This window comes from Ohtaekwangia kribbensis (assembly GCF_042676245.1).
Lineage (GTDB): Bacteria > Bacteroidota > Bacteroidia > Cytophagales > Cyclobacteriaceae > Ohtaekwangia > Ohtaekwangia kribbensis.
On sequence record NZ_JBHTKA010000007.1, the window covers coordinates 1,239,443 to 1,256,679 of the forward strand.

General features: G+C 44.8%; 11 protein-coding genes. 4 read left to right on the top strand and 7 right to left on the bottom strand.

Annotated features, from left to right (window positions below; translation table 11 throughout):
• Window positions 1-363: 363 nt before the first annotated feature.
• From ACFQ21_RS20110 to ACFQ21_RS20125, 4 genes are all read left to right on the top strand, one after another.
• Window positions 364-1,200, top strand: coding sequence for an SDR family NAD(P)-dependent oxidoreductase (locus ACFQ21_RS20110; protein WP_377581747.1), 837 nt, complete (start codon window positions 364-366; stop codon window positions 1,198-1,200).
• Between the two features lie 50 nt (window positions 1,201-1,250).
• A complete protein-coding gene (locus ACFQ21_RS20115; protein WP_377581750.1) occupies window positions 1,251-2,168 on the top strand; it encodes a helix-turn-helix domain-containing protein in 918 nt (305 codons plus the stop codon).
• 117 nt (window positions 2,169-2,285) lie between these two features.
• The gene (locus tag ACFQ21_RS20120) at window positions 2,286-3,128 is read left to right on the top strand and encodes an SDR family NAD(P)-dependent oxidoreductase (protein WP_377581753.1); all 843 of its coding nucleotides are present in this window, start codon (window positions 2,286-2,288) and stop codon (window positions 3,126-3,128) included.
• Window positions 3,129-3,228: 100 nt separating this feature from the next.
• A complete protein-coding gene (locus ACFQ21_RS20125) occupies window positions 3,229-4,152 on the top strand; it encodes a helix-turn-helix domain-containing protein (protein ID WP_377581756.1) in 924 nt (307 codons plus the stop codon).
• A 115-nt stretch (window positions 4,153-4,267) separates the two neighbouring features.
• On the opposite strand, the gene katG is transcribed toward ACFQ21_RS20125, so the two are convergent.
• The 7 genes from katG to ACFQ21_RS20160 form a co-directional block, all read right to left on the bottom strand.
• On the bottom strand, window positions 4,268-6,511 hold the full coding sequence (katG, locus tag ACFQ21_RS20130; protein ID WP_377581758.1) for a catalase/peroxidase HPI: 2,244 nt from the start codon (window positions 6,509-6,511) through the stop codon (window positions 4,268-4,270).
• 245 nt (window positions 6,512-6,756) lie between these two features.
• Window positions 6,757-8,004: a family 43 glycosylhydrolase gene (locus tag ACFQ21_RS20135; RefSeq protein ID WP_377581761.1), complete on the bottom strand. Its 1,248-nt coding sequence runs from the start codon at window positions 8,002-8,004 to the stop codon at window positions 6,757-6,759.
• 209 nt (window positions 8,005-8,213) lie between these two features.
• Window positions 8,214-9,689, bottom strand: a complete 1,476-nt coding sequence (locus tag ACFQ21_RS20140) for an arabinan endo-1,5-alpha-L-arabinosidase (RefSeq protein ID WP_377581764.1) — start codon at window positions 9,687-9,689, stop codon at window positions 8,214-8,216.
• A 146-nt stretch (window positions 9,690-9,835) separates the two neighbouring features.
• Complete coding sequence (locus ACFQ21_RS20145) at window positions 9,836-11,377, bottom strand: RagB/SusD family nutrient uptake outer membrane protein (protein WP_377581767.1); 1,542 nt, start codon at window positions 11,375-11,377, stop codon at window positions 9,836-9,838.
• Window positions 11,378-11,425: 48 nt separating this feature from the next.
• Window positions 11,426-14,836, bottom strand: a complete 3,411-nt coding sequence (locus ACFQ21_RS20150; RefSeq protein WP_377581769.1) for a SusC/RagA family TonB-linked outer membrane protein — start codon at window positions 14,834-14,836, stop codon at window positions 11,426-11,428.
• A 138-nt stretch (window positions 14,837-14,974) separates the two neighbouring features.
• A complete protein-coding gene (locus ACFQ21_RS20155; protein WP_377581771.1) occupies window positions 14,975-16,015 on the bottom strand; it encodes a FecR family protein in 1,041 nt (346 codons plus the stop codon).
• A gap of 252 nt (window positions 16,016-16,267) precedes the next feature.
• Window positions 16,268-16,936 carry an RNA polymerase sigma factor gene (locus ACFQ21_RS20160; RefSeq protein WP_377581774.1) on the bottom strand — a complete coding sequence of 223 codons (669 nt, stop codon included), beginning with the start codon at window positions 16,934-16,936 and terminating at the stop codon, window positions 16,268-16,270.
• Window positions 16,937-17,237: the final 301 nt, after the last annotated feature.

The following is a 17,237-nucleotide window of genomic DNA, read 5'->3' on the forward strand; positions in this document are numbered from 1 at the left end:
GTGATTTGATTAAATTAGTTTTGTTTTTGTTTGTAATTGTTTTGATGATACAAAGGTGCTATGTATCAATCCCATTAAGAATGGATGAAAAGCCACGATGCTTGTATATTTTTCCCTCGGTAGGTAATTGATACGTCAATATTTTTTGAAGCAATGCCGTTAACCGGAATACGAATAGGAGAGACCGATTCTATGTATATATAGTACTGTGCATCTCTAAAGACACTTCACTCGATATGCATAATGGTAGAAAAGATCACATCATTGTTTCGGCTACAACGACCATTGATTTAGCTACAACGGCCGCTGCTGCATGCGCCACCTTTGTAGTGTAATTATTCAACAACAAAAACATAAACAATAATGAACACTAAAAAAGTATGGTTCGTAACCGGAGCATCAAAAGGTCTCGGTCTTACATTGGTGAAAAGACTTTTAAAAGAAGGCTACCGTGTAGCAGCAACATCCAGAACAGCAGAAGCGCTGAGCAGAGAAGTGGGCTCCTCTGTAAATTTTCTTCCCCTGGAAGCCGATGTGGTAAATGAGAAAAGTATAGGCAATGCCATTGCCAAAACATTGCAGACTTTCGGAGGTATAGATGTGGTGGTAAACAACGCAGGCTACGGTCAGTTGGGAACAATTGAAGAACTTACGGATAAAGAGTCGCGCGAGAACTTCGATGCCAACGTGTTTGGTGTACTGAATGTGATCAGGCACGTGATGCCTCACCTGCGTGCGAAAAAGTCGGGACACATCATCAACATTTCTTCTATCGCAGGATTTTTAGGAGCGTTTCCGGGCTGGGGCATATATAACGCCACTAAATTTGCAGTAGCCGGATTAACAGAAGCTTTTTCTGCTGAAGTGAAGTCGCTCGGAGTCTCTGCTACCATTGTATACCCGGGCTACTTTAAAACTAATTTTCTTCTTAAGGGATCGTTACGTTTTGCAGCAAATCCTATTGCTGACTATAAGGAAGCCAGGGAGCTTGACCAGATGCATCTTGAAAAAATTCCGGGTAATCAACCGGGTGATCCTGAAAAAGGAGCGCTTGCATTGATTACATTAGCAGAGAACCAAAACCCTCCCTTGCATTTCTTCATGGGAAGCGATTCATTCGGAATGGCAAATAGTAAAATTGATATATTGAAAAACGAACTCACGGCCAACGAGGCCCTGAGCAAGTCAACTGATTACTGAACTATAAAAAGAGGTGGAACTATACTTTAGTTCTGCCTCTATATATATCTATGAAACCCAGGAACATTTACACCTTCAATACCATTAGTGAATTTCACAAGATGAGTGGTTTGCCCAAACCGGAACATCCACTGGTTAGTTTGGTGGACTATAGTTTGGTTGAATACCAGACCAACGAGAAAGAAATAAGTTGGGTACAAAACTTTTATTCGGTTGGATTGAAACGTAACATCCAGGGTAAATTTCGTTATGGACAGCAGCAATATGATTTCGATGAAGGACTGATCTCATTTGTAGCACCTGGACAAGTGGTACATCTTACCGTTGAAAGGCCCAAGGTAAAACCAACAGGTATGTTGCTGTTTATTCATCCGGAGTTTTTATGGAATACCCCTTTGGCAAAAGATATAAAGCAATATGAATTCTTCGGTTATGCTGTGAACGAAGCGTTGTTCATGTCAGAGAAAGAAGAAATCATTATCACCGAACTAATGCAGAATATACAGCGGGAGTATCACGCTAATATTGATAAGTTCAGTCACAACATCATCATTGCTCAGATTCAACTGCTGTTGAATTACTGTGAACGTTTTTATCAAAGGCAATTTATAACCCGGAAGAAAAGCAGTCACCTGGTTCTTGAACGATTGGAAAAGATTCTTGACGATTGGTTTAGCAGTGAAGACCTCATTGAAAAAGGTTTGCCGACTGCGCAGCAGATTGCTGAGGTTTTAAATATATCGCCCAATTACCTGGGCAGTTTGCTAAAGGCGTTAACGGGACAATCAACCCAACATCACATTCATGATAAGCTTATTGAAAAGGCAAAGGAGAAATTGTCTACCACTAAACTTTCGGTAAGTGAAATTGCTTACCAGCTTGGCTTCGAGCATTCGCAGTCGTTCAACAAATTATTCAAGAGCAAAACGAACGTATCGCCTTTGGAATTCAGACATTCCTTTAATTGAAAGTATACTTTTCACTTCCCAACCTTTTCTCATTTAGGTTACAACAACCCTCAATTTGGCTACAAAGCAGATTTTAACTCTGCAGACTTTTGATGCGATAAATTAAAAGTCTTATTTATGACGCAACAGAAAGAAAATTCAAAAGCTAAAGTTTGGTTCATAACAGGAACTTCGCGCGGGTTTGGACGCATCTGGGCTCAGGCTGCACTCGAACGTGGCGACAAGGTCGCAGCGACAGCCAGAAATGTAGCGAGCATTGCTGATCTTCAGCAAAAATATAGCGAGAACGTTTTAACGCTTGAACTAGACGTTACCAAACCTGAACAGGTAGAGAAAGCCGTGAAGCAAGCCCATGCTCACTTCGGAAGGATTGACGTTTTGCTGAATAATGCCGGCTATGCACTTGTAGGTACCATTGAAGAAACGAATGCTGATGACGTTCGCGCCCAGTATGAAACAAATATTTTTGGTACACTGTCGGTGATCAAAGCCGCTTTGCCGCTGATGAGACAGCAGGGCCGGGGACATATACTGGGTGTATCAAGCAGCCTCGGTCATGTAACATTTCCGGTGGTTGGTTATTATTGTTCTTCGAAATGGGCATTCGAAGCTATTCATGAAAGTCTTGCTGCCGAGATTAAACAGTTCGGTATTAACGTGAGCATTATAGAGCCGGGGGCCTATGCAACGGAGTTTGGAAGCCAGGATTCGTTGAAGTTCACACAAGGCCTCGATGTATACGCTTCGTTTAAAGAGCAGTTCATAGGCGGTATGAAGACAATGGAACAGGGAGATCCTCATGCAACACCACAGGCTATCTTCCGCATCGTGGATGCCGAGCAACCACCGCTTCGTTTTATCCTGGGCAGCCAGGGTTTGTCGTGGATCCGCGGAGCCTATAGTGAACGGTTAGCGACCTGGGAAGCATGGGAGGAGGTCTCTAACGCTGCGCAAGCGTAAGTACGTATTGAACCTGTACAACTAAAAAGTGTTTATAGGTATATATAGGATAATTGATGTCTGGTAGGCATCAGTTATCTTTTTATAACAAATTCTGAATATGAAAAGGAAAGAAGATGGTCCACTGCGGTTTACGTCTTTACTTGAGGCACATCGTGCCTTTGGTTTGCCCGCGCCCAAGCATCCGTTGATCAGTTTGCTCAAAAATATGTCATCAATGGCGGAGGGCTCCCGATCCAGCGCCTCGCATGTGTTGAACTTTTATAAGATATCCTATAAGCCGAACCGCAAGGGGAGGTTACGGTATGGACAGGGGTATTATGATTTTGATGAAGGTGGTTTACTGTTCGCTGCTCCGAATCAGATCCTTGGCGACCGTAATATTGAAGGTGAAGTTAACGAAACATGTTCGTTATATACTTTACTGATTCATCCGGATTTTCTGTTGAATCATTCGTTGTCCAAAACGATCAAGCAGTATGGATTCTTCTCTTACTCTGCCAATGAGGCATTGCATCTGTCGGAGGATGAAAAACAAACTATCATTTCTATTTTTGAAATGATTGAATTAGAGTTGAACAGCCGGATCGATGATTTTAGTCAGGATGTAGTTATGTCGCAACTGGAGCTGTTGCTGAATTATGCGAATCGTTTTTACAAGCGGCAGTTTATTACACGCAAGGCGGCCAGTAATGATATACTATTGAAACTTGAAGATATACTCACGAAGCACTTTGACAGCGGGCAAGCTTCCGGTATACCAACCGTTAAATACCTGGCCGATCAGTTAAATATATCACCGAGCTATCTGAGCGACATGCTCCGTATACTCACCGGAAAAAATGCGCAGCAGCACATTCATGATAAGCTCATTGAAAAAGGGAAGGAGATGCTTTCCACTACCAGTCTGTCGGTAGGAGAAGTTGCGTACGCTTTGGGGTTTGAACACTCGCAGTCGTTCAGTAAGTTCTTCAAAACCAAAACGAAACTTTCGCCTTTGGAATTCAGGCAGTCTTTTAATTGAGAGTGTGCAAAAAAAGTAAAGCTATATATAGCCTTATACGCAACCGCTTCAAATATACTATAATAAAAAAGGAGGCCGCTTGCGCGAACCTCCCTTCACAACAAACTACTGATTATTAATCAGCTAAATCAAAGCGATCCAGGTTCATCACCTTGTTCCAGGCAGCGATGAAGTCTTTTACGAACTTCTCTTTTGAATCAGACGAGCCGTATACTTCTGCGAGTGCGCGGAGTTCGGAGTTTGAACCGAAGATGAGATCGACACGAGTGCCTGTCCATTTTACTGCACCGGTTTTACGATCGCGGGCTTCAAATATAGTTTGCGCTTCGTTGGTCGCATTCCACGTAATACCGAAGTCAAGAAGGTTAATGAAATAATCGTTCGTGAGAACTTCCGGTGTCTCGGTAAACACACCGTGTTTCGATTTATCGAAGTTGGTATTCAATACGCGCATACCACCTATCAATACAGTCATTTCAGGAGCTGTGAGCGTGAGCAATTGTGCTTTGTCTACAAGCAATGCTTCAGCCGCTACCTGGTGATGAGACTTCACATAGTTACGGAAACCATCCGCTGCGTGCTCCATTACCTCGAATGAATCGACATCGGTTTGTTCTTGTGATGCATCCACACGACCTGGTGTAAAAGGAACCTTCACATCGTGGCCTGCAGCTTTGGCTGCTTTCTCTACACCGGCGCATCCTGCCAGCACAATTACATCCGCGAGCGATACTTGCTTGCCTGAGTTTAGCGTAGTGTTAAATTCCCGCTGTACATTCTCAAGTACTGCTAATACTTTAGCAAGCTGAGCCGGATTGTTTACCTCCCATTTATTCTGTGGAGCAAGACGAACGCGTGCGCCATTGGCACCACCACGCTTATCAGAACCACGGAACGTTGAAGCCGATGCCCACGCAGTTGATACAAGCTCTGATACTGACAGACCGGTTGCCAGGATGCGTGCCTTTAAATCAGCTATATCTTTATCTTCGATAATCTTGTGCTTTACAGCCGGCAGGGGATCTTGCCAGATCAACTCTTCAGCTGGTACCTCAGTACCGAGGTAACGTGCGCGTGGTCCCATGTCGCGGTGTGTAAGTTTATACCAGGCACGTGCAAAAGCATCAGCAAACTCGTCAGGGTTCTCAAAGAATTTGCGGGAGATCTTTTCATATATAGGATCCATGCGCAGTGCAAGGTCTGTAGTAAGCATAGTAGGAGCATGACGTTTTGTTTTGTCATGCGCATCGGGTACTGTGCCGGCACCTGCACCGTTCTTCGGTTTCCATTGATGAGCACCTGCAGGACTCTTGGTAAGTTCCCACTCAAAGCCGAACAGGTTCTCGAAGAAGTTGTTACTCCATTTCGTTGGCGTAGTAGTCCATGCACCTTCGAGACCACTGGTAATAGTGTGTACGCCATGACCATTGCCAAATGTATTCTTCCAACCCATGCTTTGCTCTTCGATGGTGGCAGCCGCAGGTTCTGCCGCTACATATTTACCAGGATCAGCCGCACCGTGTGTCTTACCAAAGGAGTGACCACCCGCAATGAGTGCTACGGTTTCTTCATCGTTCATCGCCATGCGTCCGAATGTCTCGCGGATGTCGCGTGCTGCAGCTACCGGATCAGGATTTCCGTTAGGACCTTCCGGGTTTACATAGATGAGTCCCATCTGCACAGCGCCCAATGGTGCTTCCAATTCACGGTCTTTGGTATAGCGACTATCACCAAGCCATTTTGTTTCAGAACCCCAATATACATCTTCCTGTGGCTCCCAAACATCTTCACGTCCACCCGCGAAGCCAAAGGTTTTAAAACCCATCGACTCGAGTGCACAGTTACCGGCAAGGATCAGGAGATCTGCCCACGAAAGTTTGCGACCATACTTTTGTTTGATAGGCCACAACAGCAGGCGTGCTTTGTCAAGGTTAGCGTTATCGGGCCAGCTGTTGAGCGGAGCGAAACGTTGCTGACCAGCTCCTGCACCACCACGACCATCACCTACACGATAGGTACCGGCACTATGCCACGCCATGCGAATAAAGAACGGACCATAGTGACCATAGTCAGCAGGCCACCAGTCTTGTGACGTTGTCATCAAATCAAAGATGTCTTTCTTCACCGCTTTCAGATCTAACGACTTGAACTCTTTAGCATAGTTGAAGTCCTTCTCCATCGGGTTTGAAAGTGATGACTGCTGGCGCAGGATGTTTAATCGTAATGCATTGGGCCACCAGTCGCGGTTGCGTGTTCCACCACCGGCTGTCTGCTTTAATGCTCCACCATGAAACGGACACTTCACTTCACTGTCGTTGACATTGAGTGACTTTTGTTTTGTTGGCGTTGTATTTTCCATAAGGATAGATAAAATGATTAGTTACATATTTGTTTTGAGGCACCTAAAGTCCAGAGATCGCGGCTATTGATCAAATCGATTGTCTTTATGAATGTATAGGATTTGTCTATAAAATCAAACCCGGCCATGGAATCTTCTAATACAACATTCCAAAATGGGTTGCTATTGAATAAATAAAGGCATGCAAAGTATAGATTGCATGCCTTTATTATCTTAATATGAAGTGTGTTCGTACGAAATAACTATTATTCTATCGTTACTCTCGATGAGATTGTTTTAGCGTTTCCTTCTGAATTTTCTTTGGTAAGGTGAATAATATATATACCTTTTTTCAATGTGGAAACATTGATCTCGTGATCGAGTTCTTCTGCTGCACGGATTCCAAGTTCTTCGGTATATACCTCATTTCCTTTTAAATCCATCAGCTTTACCTGCACAGTTGCTTTTTCCGGCAGTCGTGTGCGCACCGTGAGTATATTTTCTTTTACAGGATTCGGGAAGAACGAAACGATTTCACTGAGTTCTGTTTTTAAATCATCTTCGGCAAGTTGTTCGTCTGCAGCTACACGCGCGCCACCACCGCTCACTACCGGCCAGCCGTTACTCCAGCTCAATGTAGTGATTCGGAGTTTGGCGTTGCCATTATCATTACCATCATAAAAATGATACGTTACTTTTCCCTGGCCATAGCCGAAATGTCCCGGGCCTATATACCGGCCCGTTGTTACAACCAGGTTTGTACCACCACCATTGTTCAGGTCATTTCCATTCTTATCTAAATAAGGACCCGTTATACTGGCGGAGCGACCAACCTGGATTCTGTACGTTGTACTATTGATACCCTGGCAGCACGCACCGCGGTTAATGAAAAGATAATAGTAGCTTCCGTTCTTTACTATATAGGGTGCTTCACAATCACCACTCGCTAAAGCATAGCGTGTGGAGTTTCTCGGTTTGCCGGTAGAGCTGATCGCAGCTAGCCGTATACCTCCGAAGAATGAACCATATACCAGGTAACTTCCTGCATATATAGCAGGGTCAATGGCATTTTCAGATGTGCCGGAGTTGGAATAGACCACGACACCCTGATCTGTCCACGGGCCGGAGAGTGAATTTGCTGTTGCCAGACCAATGCATGAATTCTTTGATCCGAATGTAGAGCATGAATAATATAGCCGGTATTGATTGTTTACAAATACAACTTCCGGTGCCCAGAATGTTCCGGCAAAGTTAGGAACGTATGTTGTGATCCATGAGGGCCAGCTCGTCTTGGTATAGGGAGTTGGCTCGGCACGCCAATCTGTAAAATTGGTGTTGCTCGAAGACATGCACCAAACGCCATCACCGGTAGTAAATATCCAGTAACGTCCTCCGCTCGTAACCATGGTGGAGGGATCATGACTGGGGGGTTGTGCTTTTAAAGCAGTAGCGGTTAATACGATAAGGATAAAGAGAATTTTTACTGCGTTGCATGACAACCTCCGGGACGCCATACAACAGGATTTACAGGAGTGAATCATATAATTAAAGTTTAGTTGGTGGATACTAATTTTTTGATACGGTATACCTTGATTTAATCCACTGGAAAATTTTGACATAGCCATTTCATCCAGCGGTATATATAGCTATACGCTGCTATTAACAGTACTCTTAAAAAGTAACAGACTGAACTTCGATATCGGGGCTTAAGCCAACTCCGTCTTTATTTTTTTCCCCACACGGCAGTGCCTTCGGTATTTAACCCGGTAAACACAAGACAAGCTTTTTTATTCTCCCAATCTCTGCCGCGTTCTACATATACACTATCGGTAGTAGCATCATGCCAGTGGAATCTTATCCAGGGAGCACGATACGACCACGTGTCATTTGCATTTCCATCGATCGTCTTGTCACTGCCGAGAATAAAATTGACAGCTACCTGCATATCCGGAGAAGTTTGTTCAGCAGAGTACCCAGGCACTACGTTGTAGCCCAGTGTGATCATTTCCCAGGTGCCCGCGAGATTCTCTTCCGTGATGGGTGTCTGCTCCGTTGCCGCATAACGCTGCGGTGATGCAATGGGCCAGCCATCGCTTGTCCAGAATAATTTACGGACGTGTAAATCCATAAAGTAGAAGTTAACTCCCGGTCGTCCCTGATGGGCTATATAGTATTGCTCACCATCGTTGAACACGGAACAGTGTGAAGTTCCCTGCCAGCCGCCATGTCCTTTAAATTGGTACGGTGCTATAATCATCGGGCCGTGGTCTTGTTCTATATTCAGATCTACTCCGTCAAAATCATAGAAAGGACCTTCCGGTGCATCCGACTTTCCTACACGAACATTATACTTGGTCGAGAGCCAGTCGTACGCCACGAAGAGAAAATACTTTTTTAACGTACTGTTGTAAATGATTTCCGGACCTTCCAGGTTTCCATTCACAGTGCCATTCGTAAAACCGCGCTGTGCTATACGTTTACCTTTGTCGCCTGAAGAAGCTGGCAGACCAGTAGCTGCATTCAGTTTAACGATATATATACCGTCCCAGGCAGAGCCGTAATATAGCCAGTGCTCACCACCGGGCGTAACAAGTACCGTAGGATCTATAGCATTAGTCTGAATCGTGTTGTTATCCAGCGAAGTAACAACGATCTCTTTTTCTGTCCACGGGCCGATCGGGTTTGATGCGGTGGCCAGACCAATTACACTCAGTCGTGGCTTGGCTGACGAAAGCGAGTAATATAGTCTATATTCGCTTCCGACTTTCAGAATATAGGGCGCCCACAAAGCATTGAAAGGCGTGCCTCCGTTTGCCTTGATAAAATCAGAACCTTTCTTCGGCAAGCCATCGAAAACCCATCCTACATATTGCCATTCAACAAGATCTTTCGACTTTCGGATCTGTATACCGGGCGGAACTTCTGTGCCGAAGCCTACATCCGTGCTATAGCAATAATACGTGTCACCATCTTTTATAATGGAAGGATCGTGAACGTTGTAAGGTCCCCATTTGGCATAGTTGCTGAACGGTGCTACATCCGCATAGGTATCGTTGATGTTATCGATATTAAAAGCAGGAGGCGTTACGATTACAGTGTCTGTGCCATCGGTATCCGGATCATCATTTGAGCATGATGTTATACAGATGGCCACCACAAAAAGCACACACACGATAGAAGTATATTTCAGATATAGCATAGTCTGTTTAGTATTTTTTGACGGGACAACCCGACAACTGCAATGCATGCGATCAGTCATCATGTTTATATTTTCCCGGTCGGATATAGTATATTGATAAAGTGTTCCTGTCTCCGAGGACAAAAAACACTTTATCAATTCATAATTTAGTTTGCCGGGTTCGGTGATAGTTTTTTGTTGACATCGAGTTCCGTCTGCGGAATCGGCAGGTATTCATTGCCCGGGCTCCACAAATTGAAGTCTGCATCGTGAGTTTTCAGCATGGCGAGTTTATTGGCATCATAGAACCAGCCCCAGCGAATGATATCGTTGATCCGTTGGCCTTCAATGGCAAACTCCAATGCACGTTCGTGCGCAATCTGGTCGCGCATTTCATCTTGTGTCATGCCCGGTTTGGTTGTGGCCAGGTCAGGAAGATTCGCGCGGTCTCGTACTTGCTGAATATAGGGATAGGCAGCGGTTGTTTGCTTTAGCTCGTTCAGAGCTTCCGCATACATCAGCAATATATCCGCATACCGGAGCACGCGATAGTTTATTCCTGAATTCAGATCATACTCATTTGCATAACCTGCTTTGCCATCGTTGGTATATTTGCGCGGATATATTTTATCGGGTGCATAGGGCCATGCATCCCCATATACCGTTGTGGAGTTATCATCCGGTTCATACGAAGCAATGGTTGCCAGCAGGCGCGGATCAGATTTGTCATCTTTGGTGCGCTCCAACTTGTACTCGTTGTAAATCCATTGTGTCGGGAGAAAATCAGAATAGCCGCGACCGTCCATAGAGTATGTGCACGCCTGTGCGGAAGCCTGCTTCCAGTTGGCAGCCGGATCGCCACCCCAGTTCATAACGGTACCACCAACCTGCGATGGATCTGCAAATTGAACTTCGAACAAAGACTCTGAATTGTTCTCATTCGCATCGGTAAAGTTATCGCGGTAGTTGGCCACCAAACTATATCTGCCTCCGTCAATCAACTCTTTGAATTGATCAGCCGCTTTCTGCCATTCTTTTCTGTAGAGATACGATTTGCCAAGCATACCGGTAGCAGCACCCTGTGTTGCACGACCAATTTGTCCTGCATCGAGCCCGGTAACATTACTATAGGAAGCCGGGAGTAAATCTTTCGCTTGCTGAAAATCAGCGTATATCTGGTTCCATAGTTCTTCTTCTGTTGCCGTTGTCGGGTAATAGTCTTCCGGTGTTTTCGGAGTTGCCAGCACCAGCGGAACGATCTTATAGAAGTTAGCGAGTTTAAAGTAGGAGAGACCTCTCAGAAAATGTGCCTGTCCTAATATTCTGTTCTTAAGCGCTTCGTCCATGTCAATGCTCACCGTATTTTCCAATACCTGGTTGGCTCTCCAGATCACGCGGTAATAATCTGCCCAGATCCATTGCACCGGTCCGGACGTAGTGGGTATTGTAAAGTTGGAAACCTGAACAAGATCCGGCCATGGACTATCGCCTGTTACATCATCACCACGCCCATCGCTTAACGCGGGCGTCATGCGGGTATAGGTTCCGTCAATGATCAGGGTAGCATATATAGCATTGCAGCCGGCTATAGCCTGACTTTCTGTTTGCCAGAAGTCTGAAGTAGTCTGGCGGTTGGGGTTTGATATATCCAGTTTATCGTCACACGCAACCAGTGCTATTGTTAATAGAAGGTATATAACTTTTTTCATGTGTTTCAAAGTTTTTAGTTAGCGTATAGGGTAGAAGTTCAGCTTCGATCAGAAGCCAAGTTGTACACCTACCATAATCGTTCTTGGTTTAGGATATGACCCGGCATCGAAACCAGGATTCCAAACACCGGAGGTGAAGTCCGGGTTATACCCTTTATACTTTTGAAACGTGTATAAATTCTGACACGTGATATATACTCTGGAGTTCGTCAGTCCTTTTACAAGATTATCTTTCAATTTATACCCTAACGAAAGTGTATTGATCCGGAGGTATGTTCCATCTTGAAGCCAGTCTTTCCGGTTGTTGTCGCCTCCGTTGTTATTCGGGTCACCCGTTACCAGGCGCGGAACATCCGTATTCGTATTGGCAGGTGTCCAGCGGTTCAATGCATCTTCATGATAGTTCATATAGTCTGTCGTATGCATCAGCAATCGATAGGTCCAGTTGTTGATTACATTGCCAGTGCTGCCGGAAACGAAAAGCGTCAAGTCGAAATTCTTGTAGCTGGCCGAGAAGTTGGAGCCATAGTAAAAGTTAGGCAATGCTCTTCCGAGATATACTCTGTCTTCTGCATTGATTACGTTGTCGCCTGCATCCGGAACACCATCACCATTGGTATCTACCGTGAGCTGATCGGTGAATTTCAAATCACCCGGTGCTGTGCCTGCATTTTGAAACGCATGGCTCGCGATTTCGTCCTGTGATTGAAATATACCTTCCACATTATAGCCGAAATGCTGACCGATGGAGCTTCCTACCTGCGTTTTGGAACCTACACCGTATACCGGTTCATCGAAACCTCCGAGGGAGAGTACTTTGTTCTTCAGTGTATAGGCATTCGCAGAAATGTCGAATGTAAACTCACCGGTCTTCTTGTGATAACCTACCGTGAATTCAAAGCCTGTGTTCTGTAAACTTCCCGCATTCACAACGGGATTGCCGTTGGAACCAGTGGAGGCCGGGATCGGTACACCTACCAGTACATCTTTTGTTTTGTTACGATAGTACTCTACCGTCAGATCAAATTTGCCTTCCAGGAATGCTACATCTATACCGGCATTGCTGGTTATTTTAGACTCCCATTTTATGTTGGGATCAACCAAGGCTGTTTGTGTTGCGCCTGTTACTTTTTGCCCATTATAGTTATAGGACAAGTTTGGGTTTATGGTTGCTGCGTACAGATAGTCGCCAATGCTTTGATTGCCGAGCTCACCATAACTCACTCTCGCCTTCAGTTCGGAGATGAATGCCGGTAACTGAAATACTTTTTCGTTGTGAAGTTTCCAGGCCAATGCAACGGATGGGAAATTTCCATACCGGTTGGATGGAGCAAAGCGTGAAGATCCATCTCTGCGAATAGTAGCGGTCAGTAAATATCGGTCATCGTAATTATAGTTTACGCGGCCGAGGAAAGATGAAAGTGTATTGCGATACGAAGAACCACTGGCTGACTTGTTACTTCCATTATCGAGCACGGGGTAATAGGGACTTGACAGGTTTTCAGTATGACCACTTTGTACATCCGTGCTGCCAGCCTGGTACATCTGTCCTGCAAGTATATCTATACCATGACGACCAAAGGTCTTCTGATACGTTATCGTGTTTTCAACGAGGCCAGTGGTATATATCCGGGTTCCTTCATCCAGTCGTGGTATGGCAGACTGGAAGAAGAAGCCCAGGTCCAGCACGGGTTGGAAGAAATAATCGCGCGCAAATGTTTTATCGTAGCTCAGGTTCAGTTTATAGTTGATGCGGTGACCGTTTTTGTTAAGCAATTTTGTCTCGGCATATACATTCGCAAAAATCCGATCGACATCGGTATAATTTTTCACGAGGCTGTTTAGTCCGGGTATATTTAATACAATAGCACGCTCTACATTGGATGAAGTTCCACCATAACCACCAACGCGGTTGGGGTCATACAATGGCATGGTAGGAATGGCCATGAGTAAATCATTGATGAGCGGAGGTCTGTTACCATTCAGAAATGCTGCCGAGTTTGTTAATGCATTTTCATGCGAATGCGTATAGTATACCGATTCGCCTATTTTGAAAATACCTTTCTCCGTGGTTGAGTTAATGCGTATAGCGTAGCGATTGAAAGAAGGGCCATTGCCGACAAATGTTCCCTGGTTGTTCAGGTAATCCAGCGACAAATTATAGGTTGATGTTTTACTTCCCCCGGAGAAATTCAGGTTATGATCCTGGCGTATACCGGTTTTGAGACCAACATCCTGCCAGTCGGTATCAATGTTGCTGATGAACAACGGAGAATTAGGATCGTTACCCGGTGCCAGCGTTCCACCGCCATTCAACTGCGACTCGTTGTTCAGCATCTGGTACTGTACCCGGTTGGTAACGGGCATGTGTTGCCAGACTTTATCAACACCATAGTATGCATTATACTCTACCCGTAAAGGTGTTTCTTTTTTTCCCTGCTTGGTAGTAATGATCACCACACCGTTTGCTGCACGCGATCCATATATAGCTCCGGCCGATGCATCTTTCAACACCTGTATCGACTCAACATCATTCGGGTTGAAGTCGCGCGGGGTTGTACCGATGGGTACACCGTCAATCACATAGAGCGGTTCAGCGTCTCCGAATGTTCCTATACCGCGAATGCGAACACTGGGGAAAGCGCCTGGCTGTCCATCGCTGGTAACAGCAACACCGGCTGCACGTCCCTGCAGTAACTGCGCTATATCATTTGTTGCATATTTTCTGATTTCATTGGTGCCGACAATAGCAACCGAACCGGTGAGGTCCGATTTCTTTTGCGAACCATAACCGATAACAACAATTTCATCCAGCGCGGTAACATCTGCTGTGAGTGTTACATCCAGAACAGATTGTGTACCGACTGGAACCTCTGTCGTCTGGAAACCAATGAAGCTGAATACAAGCACTGCGTTGTCATCGGGTATATCTATAGTATACTTTCCACTGGCATCGGTCACTGTGCCGTTCGTTGTTCCCTTTACAACAACATTTACACCGGGCATAGCCGATTGATCATCCGAAGACGTAACGGTACCGGTTATCTGCCGCTGCGTGATTTCGGTAACCGGTGGTGTTGGTTCTTTCGATTCTTCAACACGGGTTACATGTATATTGTCGTTGATGCGTCTGAAGCGAAGATCGGTTTTCCCCGCGATCTCGCCCAGCAGCGTAGCCAGGTCTTTCTTTTCGGTTGTGATGGAAAGACTGTCCGTTGCTTTCAGGTTTACATTGTTGTAGGCAAAATGCAAACCGGTTGCCTTTTCGATTTCATGGAAAACATCTTTTATGGGACGATGCTGTACGTTGATCGTGACATAGATGTTCTTCATGCTTTTACGTTGTGCCATGGTGCCGTTATAGGACAATAGAACGGTCATTGTCGTGCACTGTAGAATCAGACCATAAAATGCATACTTCGTCATGGTCAGTACTTTTTTAAGTAATGATGGTATCATACCTTTGATATGTTTGTGTTATACAAATGTTTGCGGCATCTCCCGGCGACCTGCGAAATCCTGGGGGAGTTGCATTCGAAGAGCTGGATTATATCCGGCTCTTCAACTTTCAGGTTGAGTCATCAGCGTGCATCATCGTTATAGGTTTGGTTTAGGTTTGGATATGTATACAGTCTTGCCATCCACGCGAAATGAAAAATGCGAGGAGTATGATATACCGTTTAGTACCGTGATCAGCGGCTCCTTGTTGAACTCGCCTGTATATAATCCCTTTACTTTGAAATCTTTTTCAATGTTAAAATCAACGCCATACCATCGCGACAGGTAGGTGGTCACTTCTTCGAATGTGGCGTGATCGAAGACAATTATACCTTTGCGCCAGGCTAACAGGAAAGCAGGATCGAACGTTGACTTCTTCAGTGTCTTTTGATTCTCATTATAGCTTGTCATGTCGTGGGGCAACAGCAATTGCGAATTGCCTTCCTGCGTCATCACACGCACTTTACCGGTTACTACCGCTACGTGGTTGCTCTTTTCACCTTCATATGAGCGAATATCAAATGAAGTACCCAGTACACACGTAGAAAATTTTTTGGTATGTACGATAAAGGGAGCACGTGCATTTTTTGTTACCTCGAAGAACGCTTGCCCGGTGAGATATACTTCCCGTACTGTATCAGAAAAACGAGTTGGGTATTTCAGTTCACTAACGGAGTTAAGGGTAACGATCGAGCTGTCCGGCAGCATAATGGTTTTCTTTACTCCGCCCGGTACCGACTCATAATTATACTCGATCGCTTGTGCTATAGGAGCGGTGTCTTTACCCTTTGTTAACGTGAAATAACCAACCAGTGCAATGCTTGAGAAAATGATGACCGATGCCGCTGCCAGCAGCCACCCGTTGGAACGCCCCGAAGTATCGTTATCTTTTTGTTTAGCATTTTCCTGAAGGAGGTTATCCAGGATTTTATAGTAGGTAGTATCGTCCATACTGTGCGTCTCCTTCATTTCGAATGAAAGCAGCAGATCGCGGGCAGCGCCTAGCATTTCTACCTTGTCGGGATTTTGTTTAAGCCAGTGTTGCCAGTATGCGGATGACTCTTTGGTAGGGGACAGAACCCACTGCACAAAATATTCATGTTTTAGAAAGTCGGTCTCAGTCTGCGGGTCAAATGCCATAGGGGAGGGTATATTATTTAGTCTCTAAGTCTTCTCTTTGGATATATAGAGACACACCGCGATGAAATGACTACATCGTTTGCAGGCTTTTTTTCAGAAAGAGTAAAAAAATGTTTTCGGGGCAGAAAATGAGGCAAGGCAGCACTAACGTTCAGCCTGCGATCAACACGCTATCATTACAGGAGGGCTATATATAGATGGTATGATACCCGATATATGTATATCAGGTATACCGCAGCGGGAGATTCTGAATTAAAAAAACAGTGAAAGAAAGCTAATAAATATTGTCAATTCTTTTTTCCATGCGGAAAGAAGCTGCGATAAAGAATCGAGGGCACGATATACCATAGTGCGCGCTGATTTGGTAGTAGATAACTTCATCGCCTTGGCAATTTCGGCATAGTTCAGATCTTCAAAATAATGCAGGACCAACGCCTCACGCTGTCGCGAAGGAAGCTTGTTGCAAAAATGCATTACAATTTTTTTCTGGTCGTTGTTCAGATTCGGATTGACCGAGAGATACTCTGCATTGATTGAGATCTGAAAGCTTTCATCTTCCATATCTTCCGGAAGAACAAACTTGCTGTTGTGTTTGAGTTGTCGCACAAGCGATCTTCGAAAGGCAGCATACAGATAAAATTTTACCGAGGTTGCCACACTCAACTTTGATCGCGTTCGGATCAATGTTAAAAAAACATCTTGTATAGTATCCGCGATAAGCTCTTTATCATGTGTGAACTGCCTGCCGTAATTAAAGAGTTTATTTGCGTACTGATGATAGAGTGAGACAAGTGCTTTATCATTACCCTGCAGAAAATCAATCCAGACTTGTCCCTCGGAAGTGCTCACTTCAGGCTGAACAAACTGGTCTGAACCAGTTTCCCGGAAGGTTTCTTGAACATGTAGACTTTGCTCAGCCATGGATTGCTTTTATTGAAGTGTTTTATGAACACTTATTAACCTCATGCATATATAGCGAGTATTTCAAACGTTTGCAAGGAAGCGGATAAATTATTTATGTCGCCCCGCGAATTTGCCCGGAAATGTGGGTTTGAAGGGAATCAAGGAAGGTTCAAACCATGCCAGGATCAAAGATGACGGCTGCAGGATTTGTTTCAACGCAACAAAGATCAACTCAAATTGATTGTATTTAATAACATATAGTCTGCGAATAGTAAGATGGTGTTTTGAATTCACGCGTGCTCCATGCGATGAGTATATA